This window comes from Gluconobacter sp. Gdi (assembly GCF_014132155.1).
GTDB lineage: Bacteria > Pseudomonadota > Alphaproteobacteria > Acetobacterales > Acetobacteraceae > Gluconobacter.
On the sequence record NZ_BLJQ01000001.1, the window covers coordinates 10,351 to 29,380 of the forward strand.

Genomic DNA, 19,030 nt, shown 5'->3' on the forward strand with positions numbered 1-19,030 from the left:
CGGTTCAATCTGTGAAACCAGTCCGGGTGTCATGCTGCAGCGTTATATTGTCAAATCGAAACAAATTGTGCGGCAGAGTTATTTTTTCTGGGCAGGTTTTATGACACATCACGGCATTGACGCATCCAGACGTTTCCTGAAGTTCTCGGTATCCGGGTCTGCCCTTCTTTGCGGAACTATCCTGATGGGCTCCGCTCCTGATGCTCAGGCTGCTGAACGCGGAGAGAAAACACGCCAGAAAATGTCCCATTGCCGCATTCAGCACAAAGATGCGGGGGGACGGCAGGTCTGCGGGAAGCCGACGGTTTCCCCGGAAGCTACAGCCGCTATTGCTGAAGCTCCCGTGGCCCCAAACCCCGATCTGGCCTCGACCGTGGATGGCGGAACAGAGAACCTGCGTGTTTATGGAACGCCACGCTCCTATACCGCACCCGCCGTAGAGGCATGGGGTAAAACGCTCGTCGCCTTGAAGGACATTCCGCACTCTATTTCTGTCATCACACAGCAGCGCATGGAAGATTCCAACATGCTGACGATGACGGACGCCATGCGGCAGATTAACGGTATCCGCGTTCTTCCCGGTTCCACCGCCAACAGTAATTTCTATTCACGTGGCTATCAGCTTACGACGTCCATCGATAATACACCGAACGCTGCTGGAACGCTGAACAATGCGAGTTTTGACCTGTCCATGTTTGACAGGATCGAGGTTATGCGCGGATCGGCCGGGTTGTTGCAGGGCGCTGGCGGAGCTGGCGGCGTTGTCAATCAGGTGACAAAAAAGCCCGGCAAGGATTTTGCTGCAAGCGGAAGTGCCTCGGTTGGCAGCTTCAATAACTATCGCGCCGATGTTGATCTGACCATTCCGCTCAATCGCTCCAAAACGCTACGGTTCCGTACGGCCGACGTCTTTCAGGACAACGATTACTTCTACAAGTATGCCCACAATCGGATGTGGCAGGCCTATGGCGCTTTGGAATGGGACATCACACCGTCCACCACATTCCTTGTATCTCATGCGGCCCAGAAGCAGAATATTGATGCACCCTATTACGGGCTCCCCGTTACGACCACGCGGACGCTCTGGTATGGCGGGCGGGATGCGAACCCTACACCGCCCTGGGGTTACAGCAATTACACGACCCAGCAGACGATCGCCTCGCTGACGCAGAAGCTCTGGGGCGACTGGAGCGTCACAGCACGTGGGACATTCTACGACCAGAGTTACAACACATCGTATAATTCTCCGGACACCCCTCCGGATGTGCGTACCGGCCTTACAAGTTACGTAGACAGTGGGACTTTCCCTTATCGTGGGACCAATACATCCAGATCTGCGGACGTCTACGCAACAGGCAGTTTCCACCTTCTGCACCGAACACACCACTTGCTGCTGGGCTTTAATTATAACGCCTACAACACACACGTTGCCTACGGAGCTGTGAACTCAGACGCGCTCTACTCTGATGTCAGCATCAACAATACAGCAGTCGTAAAGAAGCCCGCAGCAGGCAGCGTTACCTATAACCCGGCGGATGGGGCTGAGGGCACAGACGACAATGCTTATCAATGGGGGTTCTATGGTCAGCTGCGTCTTGAGCTGATCCATCATCTTTCGCTGATTCTTGGCGGCCGCGTGTCACGCTTTTCCGAAAAGACGCGGGATGGCAGTCCTTCTCCGGAAAGCCCATGGAAAACCACGGCAAATATTCATGGCCAACTGACGCCTTATCTTGGCACGGTGTATCAGATCACGCCCAACCTCTCCTGGTATGCCAGTTATGCCAGCATCTTCACGCCTTCTGTGGGGCGGTTGACCTTCAATGGAGAAGGTTTGACGCCACAGCAGGGCAATCAGGTCGAAACGGGGTTTAAAGGCGAGTACTTCCACGGGCGCCTCAACATATCCACAGCCCTGTTTCGTATGGAGAGTGTGAACCAGCCTGTTCAGGACCCGGATCACACCAGCTTTTACATCACGACCGGCCCAATCCGTCGGCAAGGCTGGGAAGCGCAGGTTGACGGCCAGATCCTGCCGGGACTGGATGTCTCCATCGGATACACATATCTGGATACCAAGGTTTCCAACCCGAAAGTTTCAGACTTTGGGGGTGTTTTCTCACCGCATCACATGTTCAAATCCTGGGTGCATTACAATGTGCAGCAAGGTCGTCTGAAGGGGTTGAACTTTGGTGTCGGGCTGGACGCATACAGTAATCTTCGGGGTAGTTATGCCACGACAGTTCAGGGCGGTTACATGACGCTCGACAGCGTTATTGGATACCGGTTCAACAAGCATCTCAAACTTCAGTTGAACGCCTATAACCTGACAGACCGCTATTATTACGAACGTGCCAGCGGCGTCTGGCAGTTTAACTTCCCGGCCGCTCCCCGCAGTTTCATGGCAACGCTTCGTGGCACATACTGAACCCCCGACACCCCCGCATTCTCTTTCTGACTGGAAGGTTCTGCTCCCCTACTGGCGGTCGGAAGATCGCTGGAAGGCGCTGGGCCTTCTGGGGAGCATTATCGGCTTATCCTTCCTGGATGTTCAGGTCGCAGTGTGGTTTGGGAAATGGGACCAGACCTTTTTTGACACGATGTTCGCGTACCGTGTTGCGGCCTGCATTGCGTTGTTGCCCATTTATATTCTGATGACGTCGCTTAGCGCAGGAATGAGAGTCATCCAGCAATATATGACACAGGTGCTCTCCATGCGCTGGCGCCTGTGGAATACACGGGTTTATCTGCGCAAATACCTTTCTGATGACGCCTATTATCATCTGGAACATGGTCAGAACCGGGCTGATAACCCGGACCAGCGTATTGCCGATGATCTGGCCCAGATGACCGTCTGGACGCTCCGCCTCGGGCTGGAAGCCATTCAGGCTGTCACAACCTTTTTGTCCTTTGCGGTCGTGCTTTGGACGATCGGTGGAACGCTCTCATTTGTCTGGCATGGCTGGCACATCGTCATCCCCGGATACATGTTCTTTGGAACGACGATTTCCATTCTTCTGGTCTCGTTCATGCTCGAAAAAGCAGGTGGCCCCCTTGTAAGCGCTAATTATCGTCAGCAGCATTACGATGCTGATTTACGCGCGACCTTGCTGGATGTTCGCCGTAATGCTGAACAGATCGCGTTCTATAGTGGGGAGGCTGCGGAGCACTTCCGTCTGTCCGAATGCCTGAACCGTATTGCCAAAAACTGGCGCAGCGTCATGACCTACACTTGGCGCGCCAATACTGTGGTCGAACTCTATACGGGTGGCGTTAATATCGTTTTGTGGGCGCTGCTTGTGCCGAAGCTTCTGGCACATGCTCTGACGTTTGGTCTGTATTCGCGAATCAATTCAGCATTCATGAATGTCCGCCGAAGCCTGCAATGGTTCATCGAAAATTACACGGATCTGGCAACGCTTCGCTCCATCCTTCAGCGTCTGGGGGAGTTTGAGCGTGTTGTCGTGAGCCTTCCTGCTGGTGGCATCGTGCGGGAGCCGACAGATGCCGATGGGATTGAAATTAAAGCTCTCTCTCTGGATCGCTCTGATGGTTCTCGCATCGCGGATATAGGAAGCCTCCATATTCCTGCCGGAGAGCGATGGTTCATTAGCGGGCCATCCGGGGCAGGGAAGAGCACCATGCTTCGTGCCCTCGCCGGACTATGGACGCAGGGGACGGGGCATATTTCTTTCAACATGCGCGATGCCATGTTCCTGCCTCAGCGCAGTTATGTTCCGACTGGCTCTTTGCTTCAGGCCCTTGGCTATCCGGCAACCCCGGATCGCTATGCCCGTGAAGCCTGTGAAGAGGCGCTTCTGGCGGCAAATCTGGCGTTCCTTATGCCAGATCTAGAGAATGAATCGGCCTGGGGAGACGTGTTATCTCCGGGAGAGCAGCAACGACTGGCATTTGCTCGGGTTTTTCTTGCTCGACCGTCCACGTTGTTCCTCGATGAAGCAACGTCTGCTCTGGATGAGAAGAACGAGGCTGATCTTTATGCTCGCCTCCTTGAACGTTTGCCTCACATCACCCTCATCAGTGTTGCGCATCGCGCAGCCCTCAAAGCATTTCATGGCCAGGAAATGATTCTTCGCGAAAAAAGCGTAACTGTTCAGCGTCTTTTATAATACCATATGGGGGTATATTATTCCCCTTTGTTTTGGAGCCTGTGGCTTCGCGAATTCCGTCCGCTCAGGAGAGTCCCAGATGTCACAAACGGTCAGTTTTCCAGTTGGTGGAATGACCTGTGCGGCCTGCGCTGCGCGGATCGAGAAAGTTCTGAACCGCAAGGACGGTGTTCAGGCAGCCGTCAATTTTGCGTCTGAGCGTGCGCAGGTCGAATTGGAGGGCTCAGGCACCACAGTCGGGGACGTTATTGCCGCAGTGCGCAAAGCCGGTTTCTCGGTGGATGAGCAGAGTGTGGACTTCGCAATTACGGGCATGACCTGCGCTGCCTGCGCTGCGCGGATTGAAAAGGTCCTGAACCGGATGCCGTCCGTGCAGGGAAGCGTGAATTACGCTGCCGAGCGTGCGCATGTCACTTATGTTCCAGGCATTGTGACACCGGACGATCTTGCGACCAAAATCACCAAGGCTGGATTTGGGGCATCCCGTCTGGATGAAGGCAAGCGCGAAGATCCGAAGGCAAAGCGTGAAGCTGTGTGGCGTCGGGAGCGAAACCGCTTTCTGCTGACATTCGTACTTGCACTACCGCTTTTCATTGAAATGTTCGGCATGTTGCTGGGGCGTATGGAGACAGTCCCGCTTGCTGTTCAGTTTGTAAGTGCGACGCTGGTTCAGTTCGTCTGTGGCGCTCATCTTTATCGCCGGGCCTGGAATGCAGTTCGGGGCGGATCGGCGAACATGGATGTGCTGGTCGTTCTGGGAACGAGCATTGCGTATCTGTTCAGTGCCGTGGTCGCGATCCTGCACTTGCCCCAGCCAGTTTATTTTGAAGCCAGCGGTGCAATCATCACTCTGATTTCACTCGGCAAGCTGATGGAAACGCGCGCCAAAGTGCGTACTAGCGCGGGAATTGAAAGCCTGTTGCAGCTTCAGCCGCAAACCGCACATGTCGAGCGGGACGGTGTTCTGGTTGATCGTGCGGTAGCTGATATGCACACCGGAGACATCTTTATTGTCCGGCCGGGCGAGAGTGTCCCGGTGGATGGCGAAGTGCTGGATGGTGCTTCCGATGTGAACGAAGCCATGCTGACGGGCGAAAGCGTACCGGTTCTGAAGCAGGCTGGGAGTGAAGTTTTCGGCGGTACGATCAACGCGAACGGTATGCTTCGGGTGAAGGCAACAGGTGTTGGCTCGGATACAGCTTTGGCGCGGATTGTTCGCATGGTCGAGCAGGCGCAGGGATCGAAAGCAAATGTCCAGAGACTGGCAGACCGTATTTCCGGCATCTTCGTTCCCGCCGTTGTCGCATTTGCTGTCGTGACATTCCTGATCGGATGGCTGGTCACGGGTTCCATGACATGGAGCCTGATTTCGGCTGTTTCCGTTCTCGTCATTGCCTGTCCCTGCTCGCTTGGTCTGGCTACGCCGACGGCCATCATGGTCGGGACAGGGCGAGGGGCCCAGAATGGTATTCTGTTCCGGAATGCCGATGCGCTGGAACAAGCCGAGAAACTTACGACAATCATTCTCGATAAGACTGGAACCCTGACGCAAGGTCGCCCAACCATCACCAGTTTGCATCCTGCTGAGGGCGTTTCGGCCGACCGCCTGCTGGCCGTAGCCACCTCTCTGGAGCAGAATTCCGAGCATCCTCTGGCTCGGGCTATCGTGGACTATGCCTCAACTCACCACGCGACGATTTTGAGTGTGGATGGGTTCAAGGCCATCCCAGGCCTGGGCGTTGAGGCACAGATTGACGGAGAGGCAGCTTTGCTCGGATCTCCGCGCTATCTCACGCAGGCCGGCTACAGTTTGGAAGCTCTTCCTGTGGCGGCGCTCGAAAATGAAGGGCAGACCGTAATTGCGGTCGCCACGGGAGGACGCCTGCTTGGCATCGTCGCGTTGGGGGATGGTCTTCGCCCGGATGCTATTTCAACGGTCACCGCACTGAAGGCACGTGGAATCAAGGTTGTCATGCTGACGGGCGATAATGAGCGTGCCGCAGCTGTTGTTGCGCGGCAGGTTGGCGTGGATGATTACCTTGCTGGCGTGTTACCGCAGCACAAGGCTGAAAGCGTGACGAAATATCGTGCTGAAGGTGCTGTTGTGGGGATGGTCGGGGATGGCATCAATGATGCACCGGCCCTGGCCGCAGCGGACGTGGGCTTTGCTGTGGGGGCCGGTTCTGCCGTTGCGTTGGATACGGCAGATGTCGTGCTTATGAAGAGTGAATTGGCGGCCGTTCTGGATGCCATTTCCCTATCCAGGGCTACGCTTTCGAAGATCCGGCAGAATTTGTTCTTTGCCTTTATCTACAACGTTCTGGGCCTGCCACTGGCCGCACTGGGCATGCTGAACCCGATTGTCGCGGGTGCAGCCATGGCCATGAGCTCAGTCTCGGTCGTAAGTAATTCTCTGCTTCTGAACCGCTGGAAACCACACTCTCCCTGAGCTGGTGTCGTGAGGCGGCGTTGAACAAAGGAGATAAGGGTTCTGGCGCCATGGCTCCAGAGCCCCAGAAAATCATTACTCCCCACATGTCCTGTCAGACCGGCATCCGTAAATTCAGCCTGCCACCGTTGTGCCAGTAGTCGGGCACGATCGTTGGAAAGCCACTGATCGTTCCGGCTGGCCATCATGGCGACGGGAACCGGAGAGGGAGCCTCTGAAAGTGGAGCAAACGCGTTGATGCGGGATGCTTCCGGGTGCGTCGTATGTTCAATATCCGCTGGCGCAACGAGGAAAGCCCCCGCGACATTGGATGACTCATGCTGTGCGAGCCACCGCATAGTCAGGACAGCACCGAGGCTATGGGCGATCAGAAGGACAGGTTTTTCTGCCTGCTGAATGGCCTGCGTCAGTGCAGCGTCCCACTCTTCCGGGGTTGGGTTTTCCCAGTCTGCCTGATGCAGGCGAGGCAGGCCAAAAGCAGTTTCCCATCGGGTCTGCCAGTGGTGCTGTCCGGAGCCGAAAAGTCCTGGCACGAGCAAAGGCGTGAACTGTGTTTTGATGTGATGAAATTCGGCGGCAAGAACCGTCTCTTCAGACGAGTGCTGAAAGGAAAGCGCTCGAGCACTCGCTGCTAGGTCCAGAGCAGTTGCGCGGCCAGAGAAAAGGTTCATGCCCAAAGCCTCCAGAAACCTGACCGGGAGACAATTCCCGATCAGGATTTGTGATCTGGATTAATAACGAACATAAATCAGAGTTCAATAAAATAACTATATTATAAAGTTATTTTATTGAACGTTTTTAGGCCAATCCGTCGAAAAGCTGTGTGGAGAGATAACGCTCCGCAAAAGACGGAGCGATAACAACGATCGTCTTGCCCCGATTGGCGGTTTTCTTGGCCAAAGTCATACCCGCATAGAGTGCGGCACCGGAAGAAATTCCGATGGGAATGCCTTCGACAGCGGCACAAAGACGCGCTGTTGTCAGCGATTCCTGCTCTGAAACCTCAATCACGCTATCCAGCGCCCGCAGATCCAGCGTATCCGGCTGGAATCCGGGGCCAATACCCTGAATACCGTGGGGGCCAGGTTCATCACCATGTAGAACGGCGCTTTCCCGTGGTTCTACACCAAAGACCTTGATCGCCTTGTTGTGTTTCTTGAGGCCGTGCGCAATTCCGGAAGCCGTGCCGCCAGTGCCCAGCCCGGCTACAACCATATCCACTTGCCCGGCAGTGTCGTTCCAGATTTCCAACGCGGTTGTCTGCTCGTGAACTGCCGGATTGGCGTCGTTTTCAAACTGACTTGGCATCCAAGCGTCAGGCAGCGTTTCCATCAGTTCTTCTGCCCGGCGGATGGCACCGGCCATTCCGTCATTTGCAGGTGTCAGCTCGGTTGTCGCGCCCATGAGACGCAGCATCTTGCGCCGCTCAATGGAGGCACTTTCCGGCATGGTGACGATCAGGCGATAGCCTAGCGCAACAGCCGCAAATGCAAGCGAAATGCCTGTATTGCCGGATGTCGGCTCAATGAGGGCTGTCCGTCCCGGCGTGATCAGCCCGCGGGCCTCGGCATCGCGGAGCATGGCAACGCCAATACGGTCCTTGACGGAGCCTAGCGGGTTGAAGAACTCGAGCTTCAGCAGGAGGCGCCCCTGCAGCTTTTCCTGTTCCGTCAGGCGGGGCAGTGCAACGAGCGGCGTGCCCCCGACTGTCTCCAGGAATGAGTTGTAAACCTTACCGCGCGGAGCGGCATAACCTTCGAAGGGAGCGGGGGAAGACAAGGCCTTTTTGTTCATATCGTTTCTGTATCACAGGACGTGGAAAAGGGCAGGACGGAATTTGATCTTAAAAAACGAAATATAAAAGTAATATAATATATAATTTTACGAATCACTTATTGTTTATCGTAATATATTGACGGTGTGACGTTTCATCCGTTATGAGAGCATGAACTGATCCACCGGAAGGGCATCCTGATGATGTGTCGAATGTGCTGCTGGCAACCCCCGTGTTGCCGACTTTCCGCGAGCCGGAATTCTTTCTCTTTTCATTCGTAATTTCCCGACAGCACACAGATGTCGGGCGCATTTAAGGTTCGACGTCATGCTTGGTTCCACCGTTATCGAAATCAATGGTATTTTTCTCGGCGTTGCCATTCTGGTCAGCGCAACGGGCGCGCGCCGCTTCTATGCCGCCCATGACAGCGTTCGCGGGCTGCATAACCAGACCCTGACAGATTTATCCGCCCTGCGCCGCCTGGTCTCGCAGCATGCACGGTCCGTTCTGAGGCCGATCTGAAATAAACGATTTACGTTTCTTCCTTTACACCTCTTCTCTTCCCCTGTCGGTCCGCTAGAACGGTAGGCTGAACAGATCGGCAGATGGGAGTGTGTGTGGGAGGAAACGGTTTTCTGCGAATGATCCGCGCGCTTTCCGTCAAGAAAGGCGTTGCTCTTGCAGTCGCGGCATTGGGGCTCGTCATTCTGGCGAGCTTATGCGCTCCGCTCTACGCCCAAATGGCGGGAGTGGACCCGTTTTCTTCCAACATTGCTGGAACCACCACACGTCACGGCCAGTCACTGGACCTGATGCAGCCCAACGATAATCCTCTGCATCTGGGTTTGACGCCTCTGGGGCCTGACTGGTCACCGGGCGCCTATATGCTGGGTTCTGATTCCCAGGGACGGGATGTCGCGTCTCGTCTGTTGTATGGCGGTCGAAGCTCCCTGTTGATCGCGGCATCGGCCGCATTGCTGTGTCTGTGCCTCTCGGGAAGTATCGGTATTTGTGCCGGATATTTCGGGGGCTGGGTGGATGTCGTCCTGTCCCGCTTCCTCGATATCCTGTGGGCTATCCCTGTTTACCTGTTCGCCATTTCACTGTCGGTTGTAACGGTAGGGCATGGCCTTCATCTGGGGTTTATAACGCTTGCTGCCGATAGCTTTCTGATTCCCATAGGCATTATTGCGCTGGTTTATGTGCCGTATGCCGCCCGCCCATTGCGAGCCCGTGTTCTGAGTCTGTCACGAGCAGAATTCGTCTTGGCTGCCCGGGGGATGGGAGCCTCGGATTTTCGTATTCTCCGACGTGAAATCCTGCCCAGTCTTGCGCCTTCGATGGTCGTTCTCGGGCCTCTCGTCATGGCTCTGTGCCTTCTGGCGGAATCGGCGTTGTCCTTTCTGTCTCTTGGTGTGCAGGCCCCCGCAGCGTCATGGGGAACGCTCATTCAGGATGGAGAAGGCCTTCTTTATACAAGGCCAATTGTCGCCATAGCGCCGGGCATAGCGATTGTCGTGACAGTGCTGGCCCTGAATGTTCTGGGGAATGCCCTTCGGGATCATCTGGACCCGAAGGGAGCCGGTCGATGATACGCAGTTTCCTGTCGCGCACCGGACAGATGGCGCTGGTGATTTTCGGCATTTCCGTTCTGGTATTCTGCATTTTCTTCGCCACTCCCGGAGCAGACCCGACTGCGCGTATCGCAGGAAGAGGCGCCAGCCCGCAGGTCATGGCGCGGATCCGCGCCGAATATGGGTTCGACCGCCCGTTGCCTGTTCAGTACGTGCGGATGATGGAGAAACTGTTCGTCAGCAGAGATCTCACGTCTTTCGTCAATCACGGTCAGAAAGTCGTGCCCGAAGTGGTGTCTGCGGCGCCGGTAACGCTGTCTCTCGTTGTGTGGGCTGCCTTCTTCTGGGTTGTGGGATCTCTGGGAATTGGCGTTGCGTCCGCGGTGCTAAGGGATAGCTGGGTGGACCGGGTCCTGATGGTGCTGGGTCTGATCGGGCTGTCCATGCCGGTTTTCTGGCTCGGGGAGGTGATCAATCTGTTCACCCAGAGTCGCTGGCACGATACGTGGCTGTTTCGATGGGTGCCTCCGCTGGGATATGTGCCGCTCTCTCAAAGTCCGATCGGCTGGGCGAAATCGCTGCTTCTTCCATCGCTGACGCTCTCGGTCTCCTTCATGGGACTATATGCCCGCATCCTGCGATCAGAGCTTCTGAGTGCAATGGGGGAAGACTCCATCCGCACGGCAAGAGCGAAAGGCGCAGGGCCAGCTCGTGTCTGGCTCTGGCATGGATTGCGACTGTCATGGTTGAGCTATGTCTCGCTCTTCGGTCTGGATTTTGCCCAGTTGCTAGGCGGCGGAGCGTTGCTGACAGAAGTCGTGTTTGCTTTGCCGGGCGTGGGACGTCTGACCTATCAGGCTCTGGCCACCCTGGATCTGCCTCTGATCATGGCGACGGTCATGTATGCAGCCGTATTCGTTGTCATTGCGAATGCTCTGGTGGATGGACTGTATGTGCTCCTCGATCCGCGTATCAGGGATGGTCAGCATGGACGCTGAACAGTTGCTCGATATTCAGGGCCTGAAGCTAAACCTGCCCGGTGGTACGCGGCTCCTTGAAGGTGTTTCATTACGTCTGAATGCTGGCGAGGCTTTGGGGGTCGTGGGGGAATCCGGGTCGGGCAAGAGCCTCACGGCCATGAGCGTCATGGGGCTTCTTCCCGGTTTGAAAGCATCAGGGAGCATCCTCTTTTCTGGACAGGAACTGGTCAACCTCCCGGACAAGGTGATGCGTAAGCTTCGGGGCGCGCGGATTGCGATGATCTTTCAGGACCCGATGACGGCTTTTTTGCCAGTAAGGTCTATAGGGGCGCAGATTGACGAGCAGATCCGTTTGCATCATCGCGTCAGCAAAAGCGAGGCCCGTGCACGGACGGTGCAGCTTCTGGAGCGGATGGGTGTGCCCGATCCGGCCATGGCCGCAAAGCGGTACCCTCATCAACTGTCAGGCGGTCTGCGCCAGCGCGCCATGATTGCGATGGCACTCTCCTGCACACCGGCCCTGTTGATTGCCGATGAGCCCACGACAGCGCTTGACGTCACCGTGCAGGCTCAGATTCTGACACTGCTGCGCGAAATTCGGGAGGAAGGCGCCGGGGTCATGCTGATTACGCACGATATGGGTGTTGTCGCGCAGGCCTGCACACATGTGGCAGTCATGTACTCCGGACTGGTGGTTGAAAATGGCCCGGTTCGGGATGTGCTGGATCGTCCCTTGCATCCCTACACGCAGGCGTTGCTCGCGGCCATTCCACCCCTGGACGGTCCTAGACCCGAACGGCTTCCAACCATTCCAGGTCAGCCGCCGACACCTGATGATCGTCCAACTGGGTGTGTGTTTGCTCCCAGATGCAGCTTCGTTCGGTCAGAATGTGCCGTGCGTCCGCCGCTGACTGAAATCGAGGAGGGACGACGCGTGGCGTGTGTCCTGTATGCGGCATGAGTGTTCTGCTGGAAGCGCGCAATCTGGAGAAATCTTATCGTCTTGGCCGGGGACGTGTGCTGCATGCTGTCTCAGGTGTTTCCCTGCAGGTGCGGAAAGGAGAAGCTCTGGCGCTCGTCGGGGAATCCGGATGCGGAAAGTCGACCCTGGGACGTACTCTGATTGGTCTGACACAGCCGACATCTGGCAAGGTTATGTTCGACGGGCAGGAAATTTCCGGACTGTCCGATCGCGCAATGCGCCCTTGGCGCGCGCGAATGCAGATGGTCTTTCAGGATTCTTCTGCTGCCTTCAATCCACGCCGAACCGTGGGGGAGTCTCTGGCCGAGCCCCTCCGCATTCATCGTCGGCACGGGGTTAGGGAGCGTGTTGCGGAACTGCTTGATCAGGTGGGTCTTTCCCAGTCAGTCGCCGGGCGTTTCCCGCATGAGTTCTCCGGGGGGCAGAGACAGAGGTTGAACATTGCCCGCGCTTTGGCGCTAGGGCCGGAGCTTCTTGTCGCGGACGAGCCCGTTTCCGCACTGGACGTTTCTGTTCAGGCTCAGATCGTCAATCTGTTTGGGGATCTGCGGGCTTCTCTCGGCGTTGCATGCATCTTTATTTCTCATGATCTGTCCGTTGTCCGGCAAATGGCAGATCAGATTGCTGTCATGTATCTGGGTAGTATTGCTGAAGAGGGACACGGTCTCGACGTGCTGGACCGGCCCGCACACCCCTATACCAAAGCATTGCTGGATGCGGTTCCGCGCCCGGATCGGGCCTTGCCGCCGCCTTTGCAAGGCGACGTGCCTAGCCCGGTCAATCCGCCATCAGGGTGTCGTTTCCATACCCGATGCCCGATCGCCCAGCCGCGTTGTGCAACAGAACGTCCTGTACTTCAGCCCGTTGGTGAGGGACGGCAGGTCGCCTGCCATTACCCTCTGTGAAGTTGAAATTCAGCGAGAGGCCGTTTCGAAAGCCAGTGGGTAAAGGGACGCAACCAGTAACAGAGCCATCGCATAGTTGAAGCTCCGTAACAGAAGCGGCCGATGAAGCCACCGTCTCATGCCTGCGCCAAAGCCAGCCCAGAGCGCGACGGAAGGGCAATTCACCAAGCCACAGATGACGCCGGCGATGGCAAGGTTGAAGAAGAAACCTTCCTTCGGCACATAGGCCGCAACAATACCGACGGCCATGACCCAGGCTTTTGGGTTGACCCACTGGAAACCAGCAGCCTGCAGGAAGCTGATGGGTTTTCCTTTCCCATTGGCTTCAGGCGTTGCTGAGGATGTAGCAATTTTCCAAGCCAGCCAGAGCAGATATGCCGCGCTGGCATATTTCAGGCCAACGTAAAACCAGGGTGCATGCTCGAACAGGCTTCCCAAACCAAGGCCGAGAATGACCACCATCAGGACAAACCCCAGCGCAACCCCAAGCATGTGTGGGATCGTTCGGCGGAAACCGTGTGTCAGCCCGGAAGACGCCAGCATCATATTGTTGGGGCCGGGCGTAACGGATGCGACAAACGTGAAAAGAACGAGAGGCGCAAAAGCCTGCCAGTAAGTCGGCATGACGGAATTTCCTGTTGCAGACGGGATTATCCTGATCACTATGACAAGAATTACCGGAACAGTACCGGTACAGTTGAACAGGATTCTTTCAGACTGTTCCGGAGGTTTGACCATGACAGTAACGCCAGCTCAGCATGGAACATTTCCCCTCTGGAAGCCCGTCCGTGGTGGTGACACAACGCTCGTCGCGCAACTCGAAACTGAATTCGCCGAGCGTATAGAGACACATAGGCTCAGGCCCGGCAGCCGCCTGCCGTCAGTTCGCAAGATGGCCGAAAGTGCAGGGCTCAGTCGCTATACGGTGATGGAAGCGTATGAGCGTCTTCTGGCGCGCGGGCTGGTTTTGTCACGGCCGGGCGCGGGATATTTCGTGCGCTCGCCCGTCGAGCCGCCGGTCTTTGCGGAAGCCATAACGCAGGCGCCGTCGGAACAGTCAAAGCTCGATGTGACATGGCTTTTGCGCGAAATGTTCGGCACCGGGCAGTCTAATCGCCTGACTGCGGCATCTGGTGTTCTTCCACCTCACTGGCTGGATGCGGATCTGATCGCCAGCGCCATTCGGGCTGCCGCACGGGAAGATTCTGCTGGGTTGCTGCAGTACGGCCACCCCCAGGGGAGCCCGCAGTTACGCCGACATATTGCGGCCATGCTGGGCGGTCAGGGCATCGCTGCGCATCCGGATCATCATCTGCTGATGACGGCGGGTGTTACGCATGGAATTGATCTTGTGCTGAGATTAATGGTCCAGCGGGGAGATACCGTACTGGTCGAGGAACCGGGCTGGCCTTTGATTTTTGGTCGTTTGGCGGCTTACGAGGCAAGAATCATCAGTGTGCCGCGGGGACGGGAAGGGCCGGATCTGGAGGTTCTGGAGCGTCTGGCTGCGGAGCATAAACCGAAGCTTTTCCTGATTAACAGCGTCGTTCACAACCCCACGGGATACACTCTCGGAGCCGCAGCGGCGCATGATATCCTGCGTTTGGCCGAGAAATATGACTTCATGGTTCTGGAAGACGATACCTACGCGGATTTCCATGATGGAACTGCTATTCGTCTTGCATCCATGGACCGCCTGCAACGGGTTATTCTCGTCACAGGCTATGCCAAGACGATGGCGGCTGGTCTGAGAGTGGGTGTGCTGGCGGCCCGTCCGGATATTGTGGCGCGGCTGACGGACCTAAAACTTCTGGCTGGCTTATGTACGCCGCAGCTGGGAGAAAACGTCATGGCGCGTCTTCTGAAAGATGGACACTACGGTCGGCATCTTTCCCGGCTCCGGCAAAGGGTCAATCAGGCGCGCCAGAAATGTGCTGATGCGCTCATCGGATGTGGTCTCACGCTGCCATATCTTCCGCCTGCAGGTATTTTCGTCTGGGCGGATTGTGGACAGGATTCTGAGGCCGTTGCGCGGGCGGCATCTGCAAAAGGGATGCTTCTGGCGCCTGGAACATTATTTTCTCCAACGCAGGCACCGTCGAGCATGTTGAGGTTCACAGTCAGTGCTGTGGAGCAGCCCGAACTCTGGTCTGTTCTGAAAGGCCTCCTCTAAGGCTGCGCACTTAAAAGGCGTCGTTCAATCTGCTGCATAACGAAGCCAGAAGTGTGCTCGGTCGTATGCTCCAGCGGGCGTAATTTGTGCTCTCGAAAAAGCAACGCGTTATGCGTATCTTGGATATGGACGGCAACACCCTCTTCAGTGCAGGACTCTGCTAGTCTCCCATTTTCATATTCGGGGTTTCCCCATCTTTACCCAGGGTCGAACTTTGACAGTCCAGCCAGCCTTCTTCCGTTTTGCTTTGCGTGTGTTGCCTCATGGAGGGCAAGGATCATGAGACAGGCTGTACAATTCTATCTGGGCGATGAGCACTGCACTCTGAATGGCCTGAACCCGACCCTGACTCTTCTGGACTGGCTACGAGATCGTGGCAAAACCGGAACGAAAGAGGGCTGCAACGAAGGTGACTGTGGTGCGTGCACCGTGCTGGTCGTACGACTGGATCAGGATCGGCTCGTTTGGCGCGCTGTGAATGCATGTATTCAGTTTGTCAGCATGCTGGATGGTGCGCAGGTTTATACGATTGAAGACCTCGGTACGCCTGATGCACCGCATCCCGTGCAGGCTGCTATGGTGGAACAGCACGGTTCGCAGTGCGGTTTCTGTACGCCAGGTTTTGTCATGTCCATGGCCGCGTATCGCAAGACGCCTGGTGCAACTGTTGATGACGCCCAGATTGACGACGCTTTGGCTGGAAATCTTTGTCGCTGCACCGGGTACGCGCCGATCGTGCGCGCCATGAAACAGTCCATGTCGGCCGGCCCGGACCGTTTCGATGCGCAGATTGCGACGATTACGGAGCGGCTAACAGCGCTGAATGATGGTGAAACCGTTCAGGTGTCGGGCGCAGAAGGCACCCTAACAATTCCGGCGACTGTAGATGTTCTGGCCGACACATTGGTGCAGCATCCCGAGGCCACGATTGTCGCCGGGGCAACGGATGTGGGTCTGTGGGTGACCAAAGGCATGAAGCAACTGCGGCATGTCGTCTCGATCGGCCGTGTTCCTGAGTTGCGGAAGGTTGAGCTCACGGATGAAGGCCTGACGATCGGCGCTGCCGTGACTTATCAGGAAGCCAAGCCGTTTATCGCAGACCTCCTTCCCGATGCAGCAGAGATGATCCGTCGTCTGGGTTCAACGCAGGTGCGGAACAGCGCAACAGTCTGTGGAAATATCGCCAACGGTTCTCCAATTGGTGACGGGCCGCCGATGTTCATTGCTGCTGGTGCAACCCTGCATCTGCGACTGGGCAATGAACGTCGCTCCATGCCTCTGGAAGCCTATTTCATTGCTTATGGAAAGCAGGATCGGCGGCCCGGGGAGTTTGTGGAAGCCGTTACCCTTCCGGTTCCTGAAAAGGACGTTCAGTTCCGCGCTTACAAGATTTCCAAACGGTTCGATCAGGATATCTCAGCGGTTCTGGGGGCTTTTTTCATGCGTCGGAATGCAGACGGAATCATTACGTCTATCCGGCTGGCCTATGGTGGGATGGCAGCAACACCGAAGCGTGCAGCGAATGCTGAAGCCGCGCTGCTCGGCCGCCCGTGGGAAGAAGCAACGCTGGACGCCGCAAGAGCCGCGATTGCGCAGGACTTCACGCCTTTGACGGATATGCGCGCCACAGACTGGTATCGCCGGACAGTCGCCGCGAATCTGCTGACGCGCTTCTTTGAGGAAACAACGGGCGGTCCACAGGCGCGTCTGGCCCGTACGGGAGGGCTGGCCCATGTCTGAAGCTCGGAAGATGCCGATGGTTCAGGGTGCGGCCTCCACCAGCATGAAGCATGAAAGTGCGATCCTGCATGTGGCAGGGCGTGCGAACTACATCGACGATATGCCGGAGCCGAAAGGCATGCTGCATGTCGTCCCGGGGCTGAGCACCAAGGCTCATGCGCGGATCGTGTCCATGGATCTGAGCGCCGTGCGGTCTGCTCCGGGTGTGGTGCGGGTTCTGACGGCCGAGGATGTTCCGGGCGAGAACGAGATCAGCCCGGTGCATGCGCATGACGAGCCCCTGTTGGCCACGGATCATGTCTATTACTGGGGTCAGCCGATGTTTGCCGTAGTGGCGACGTCCCGGCAGGCTGCCCGTCAGGCCGTCCGGCTTGCAAAGATCGAGTATGAAGAGAAGCCTGCTATCCTGAACGTCGCTCAGGCGCGGGAAGCTGGCGGCGATCTGGTCTGGCGTCCGCTGGTCATGAAGCGTGGTGATGTGGATGCCGGACTGGCTGCCGCACCGCGTCGTCTGTCTGGCAGTATCACGATGGGCGGCCAGGAGCATTTCTACCTTGAAGGGCAGGCCGCTCTGGCTCAGCCAGGTGAGGCTGGGGAAATGCGCGTCTGGTCTTCCACGCAGCATCCGTCTGAAACGCAGCATCTGGTGGCGTGTGTTCTGGGGCGGCCCCATCATCTGGTCACGACTGAAGTGCGCCGGATGGGCGGTGGCTTTGGTGGCAAGGAAACGCAGGCCAATGCTGCGGCCTGTCTGGCGGCTATTGCGGCTGATCTGACCGGCCAGGCTGCCAAGATGCGTCTGGACCGTGACGACGACATGATGATGACCGGCAAGCGGCATGATTTTGTCGTGGATTATGATGTCGGCTTTACGGATGACGGGGACATTCTGGCAGTCGATATGGTTCTGGCCGCTCGCTGTGGCTGGTCCGCCGATCTGTCCGGCCCTGTTGTGGATCGTGCGCTGTTTCATGCGGACAACGCGTATTTCTATCCGGATGTGCGGTTCCGTTCCGAACCACTCCGAACCAATACGCAGTCCAACACGGCCTATCGAGGGTTTGGTGGCCCGCAGGGTATTGTCGCGGCGGAGCGTGTGATCGAGGAAGTCGCATTTGCGACGGGGCTTGATCCTGTGACCGTGCGACTACGCAATTTCTATGGAACGACGGATCGGAACATCACGCCGTATCATATGACGGTGGAAGACTCGATTAGCCGGGAAATTGTCACGGAGCTGGTACGGCGCTGCGATTATGCAAAGCGCAAGGAAGAGATCCGCGCTTTCAATAAAACCAGTCGATACATCAAGCGCGGGATTGCCCTGACGCCGGTGAAATTCGGCATTTCTTTCACGGCGACACATTACAATCAGGCTGGTGCGCTGGTTCATGTCTACACGGATGGTTCCGTGCAGGTGAACCATGGCGGGACCGAAATGGGGCAGGGTCTGCACACGAAAATGGTGCAGATTGCCATGCGTGAGTTTGGCCTGACGTCCGATCGCGTTCGCATCACAGCCACTACAACGGGCAAGGTTCCCAACACGTCTGCAACGGCTGCGTCTTCCGGGGCGGATTTGAACGGCATGGCTGTTCTGGACGCCATTACCAAGATCAAGCGCCGCATGATCGCGTTTGCTGCCGAAAAGTGGAATGTCGCGGAAGAAGACGTGCAGTTCCTGCCAGATGGCGTGCATGTCGGGTCAGACGTCATGACTTTCCAGCAACTGGCCTGGCAGGTCTATTTCGCCCGTATCTCCCTGTCTTCCAATGGGTTCTACAAGACACCCAAGATCTCCTGGGACCCTGCAACAGGGCGGGGTCGTCCGTTTTTTTACTTTGCCTATGGTGCGGCGTGTGCGGAAGTCTCCATTGATCTGCTGACAGGTGAGAACACCATGGACCGCGTGGATATTCTTCATGACGCCGGGCAGTCCCTGAATCCAGAAATTGATGTCGGGCAGATCGAAGGTGGCTTCGTGCAGGGTGCGGGCTGGCTGACGATGGAAGAGCTGGTCTGGGATCCTGCTGGTCGTCTGCGGACACATGCACCCAGCACCTACAAGATCCCGGCCTGTTCCGATCGGCCACGGATTTTCAATGTGGAACTGCTGGAAAATGCTCCGAACCAGGAGGAGACGATTTTCCGCTCCAAGGCCGTTGGGGAGCCTCCCTTTGTGCATGGTGTGGCCGTCCTTCAGGCCATTTCAGACGCTCTCGCCAGCCTGAATGACTACAAGACCTGTCCGCAGCTTGATGCGCCCGCGACGCCGGAACGGGTTCTGCGGACTGCCATGAGCCTGCGTGGCGAGATCGACTGA

Annotated in this window: 13 protein-coding genes and 1 pseudogene; 11 read left to right on the forward strand and 3 right to left on the reverse strand. The window is 56.8% G+C overall.

What is annotated here, in order from left to right:
• Positions 1-31: 31 nt before the first annotated feature.
• The 3 genes from JN414_RS00060 to JN414_RS00070 all read left to right on the forward strand — a co-directional run bounded on the left by JN414_RS00060 (position 32) and on the right by JN414_RS00070 (position 6,579).
• Complete coding sequence (locus JN414_RS00060) at positions 32-2,428, forward strand: TonB-dependent siderophore receptor (protein ID WP_202206202.1); 2,397 nt, start codon at positions 32-34, stop codon at positions 2,426-2,428.
• Complete coding sequence (locus JN414_RS00065) at positions 2,415-4,130, forward strand: ABC transporter ATP-binding protein/permease (protein WP_202206203.1); 1,716 nt, start codon at positions 2,415-2,417, stop codon at positions 4,128-4,130. The genes JN414_RS00060 and JN414_RS00065 overlap by 14 nt, the downstream gene beginning before the upstream one ends.
• Positions 4,131-4,209: 79 nt before the next feature.
• A complete protein-coding gene (locus JN414_RS00070) occupies positions 4,210-6,579 on the forward strand; it encodes a heavy metal translocating P-type ATPase (RefSeq protein ID WP_202206204.1) in 2,370 nt (789 codons plus the stop codon).
• Positions 6,580-6,626: 47 nt separating this feature from the next.
• On the opposite strand, the pseudogene JN414_RS00075 reads toward JN414_RS00070, so the two are convergent.
• Both JN414_RS00075 and cysK read right to left on the reverse strand, forming a co-directional pair.
• Positions 6,627-7,250 (reverse strand): annotated as a pseudogene (locus JN414_RS00075) (RBBP9/YdeN family alpha/beta hydrolase); the annotation flags it as partial.
• A 127-nt stretch (positions 7,251-7,377) separates the two neighbouring features.
• A complete protein-coding gene (gene cysK / locus JN414_RS00080; RefSeq protein WP_046900204.1) occupies positions 7,378-8,373 on the reverse strand; it encodes a cysteine synthase A in 996 nt (331 codons plus the stop codon).
• A gap of 307 nt (positions 8,374-8,680) precedes the next feature.
• On the opposite strand from cysK, the gene JN414_RS00085 reads away from it, so the two are divergent.
• The 5 genes from JN414_RS00085 (at position 8,681) to JN414_RS00105 (ending at position 12,794) form a co-directional block, all read left to right on the forward strand.
• Positions 8,681-8,875: a hypothetical protein gene (locus tag JN414_RS00085; protein ID WP_046900203.1), complete on the forward strand. Its 195-nt coding sequence runs from the start codon at positions 8,681-8,683 to the stop codon at positions 8,873-8,875.
• A 119-nt stretch (positions 8,876-8,994) separates the two neighbouring features.
• Positions 8,995-9,945: an ABC transporter permease gene (locus tag JN414_RS00090; protein WP_202206205.1), complete on the forward strand. Its 951-nt coding sequence runs from the start codon at positions 8,995-8,997 to the stop codon at positions 9,943-9,945.
• A complete protein-coding gene (locus JN414_RS00095; protein ID WP_202206206.1) occupies positions 9,942-10,925 on the forward strand; it encodes an ABC transporter permease in 984 nt (327 codons plus the stop codon). The genes JN414_RS00090 and JN414_RS00095 overlap by 4 nt, the downstream gene beginning before the upstream one ends.
• The gene (locus JN414_RS00100; protein WP_202206207.1) at positions 10,915-11,868 is read left to right on the forward strand and encodes an ABC transporter ATP-binding protein; all 954 of its coding nucleotides are present in this window, start codon (positions 10,915-10,917) and stop codon (positions 11,866-11,868) included. Before JN414_RS00095 ends, JN414_RS00100 begins: the two co-directional genes overlap by 11 nt.
• Entirely contained in the window at positions 11,865-12,794 is a 930-nt protein-coding gene (locus tag JN414_RS00105) for an ABC transporter ATP-binding protein (protein WP_202206208.1), read from the forward strand. Before JN414_RS00100 ends, JN414_RS00105 begins: the two co-directional genes overlap by 4 nt.
• Positions 12,795-12,803: 9 nt before the next feature.
• Here the strand turns inward: JN414_RS00105 and JN414_RS00110 are convergent, their stop codons facing one another.
• A complete protein-coding gene (locus JN414_RS00110; protein WP_086634204.1) occupies positions 12,804-13,418 on the reverse strand; it encodes a LysE family translocator in 615 nt (204 codons plus the stop codon).
• Positions 13,419-13,530: 112 nt separating this feature from the next.
• On the opposite strand from JN414_RS00110, the gene JN414_RS00115 reads away from it, so the two are divergent.
• The 3 genes from JN414_RS00115 (at position 13,531) to xdhB (ending at position 19,030) form a co-directional block, all read left to right on the forward strand.
• Positions 13,531-14,967 (forward strand): PLP-dependent aminotransferase family protein, encoded by a 1,437-nt coding sequence (locus JN414_RS00115; RefSeq protein ID WP_237389802.1) that lies wholly within the window; start codon positions 13,531-13,533, stop codon positions 14,965-14,967.
• A gap of 279 nt (positions 14,968-15,246) precedes the next feature.
• Positions 15,247-16,707, forward strand: a complete 1,461-nt coding sequence (gene xdhA / locus JN414_RS00120; protein ID WP_202206210.1) for a xanthine dehydrogenase small subunit — start codon at positions 15,247-15,249, stop codon at positions 16,705-16,707.
• Entirely contained in the window at positions 16,700-19,030 is a 2,331-nt protein-coding gene (gene xdhB, locus JN414_RS00125) for a xanthine dehydrogenase molybdopterin binding subunit (protein WP_202206211.1), read from the forward strand. The genes xdhA and xdhB overlap by 8 nt, the downstream gene beginning before the upstream one ends.

What these genes read in the sequence shown, in the direction of transcription:
- JN414_RS00060 (WP_202206202.1), top strand. Translation starts at nt 32, where the DNA reads ATGCTGCAGCGTTATATTGTCAAATCGAAACAAATTGTGCGGCAGAGT.
- JN414_RS00070 (WP_202206204.1), top strand. Translation starts at nt 4,210, where the DNA reads ATGTCACAAACGGTCAGTTTTCCAGTTGGTGGAATGACCTGTGCGGCC.
- cysK (WP_046900204.1), bottom strand. Translation starts at nt 8,373, where the DNA reads ATGAACAAAAAGGCCTTGTCTTCCCCCGCTCCCTTCGAAGGTTATGCC.
- JN414_RS00085 (WP_046900203.1), top strand. Translation starts at nt 8,681, where the DNA reads ATGCTTGGTTCCACCGTTATCGAAATCAATGGTATTTTTCTCGGCGTT.
- JN414_RS00090 (WP_202206205.1), top strand. Translation starts at nt 8,995, where the DNA reads ATGATCCGCGCGCTTTCCGTCAAGAAAGGCGTTGCTCTTGCAGTCGCG.
- JN414_RS00095 (WP_202206206.1), top strand. Translation starts at nt 9,942, where the DNA reads ATGATACGCAGTTTCCTGTCGCGCACCGGACAGATGGCGCTGGTGATT.
- JN414_RS00100 (WP_202206207.1), top strand. Translation starts at nt 10,915, where the DNA reads ATGGACGCTGAACAGTTGCTCGATATTCAGGGCCTGAAGCTAAACCTG.
- JN414_RS00105 (WP_202206208.1), top strand. Translation starts at nt 11,865, where the DNA reads ATGAGTGTTCTGCTGGAAGCGCGCAATCTGGAGAAATCTTATCGTCTT.
- JN414_RS00110 (WP_086634204.1), bottom strand. Translation starts at nt 13,418, where the DNA reads ATGCCGACTTACTGGCAGGCTTTTGCGCCTCTCGTTCTTTTCACGTTT.
- JN414_RS00115 (WP_237389802.1), top strand. Translation starts at nt 13,531, where the DNA reads ATGACAGTAACGCCAGCTCAGCATGGAACATTTCCCCTCTGGAAGCCC.
- xdhA (WP_202206210.1), top strand. Translation starts at nt 15,247, where the DNA reads ATGAGACAGGCTGTACAATTCTATCTGGGCGATGAGCACTGCACTCTG.
- xdhB (WP_202206211.1), top strand. Translation starts at nt 16,700, where the DNA reads ATGTCTGAAGCTCGGAAGATGCCGATGGTTCAGGGTGCGGCCTCCACC.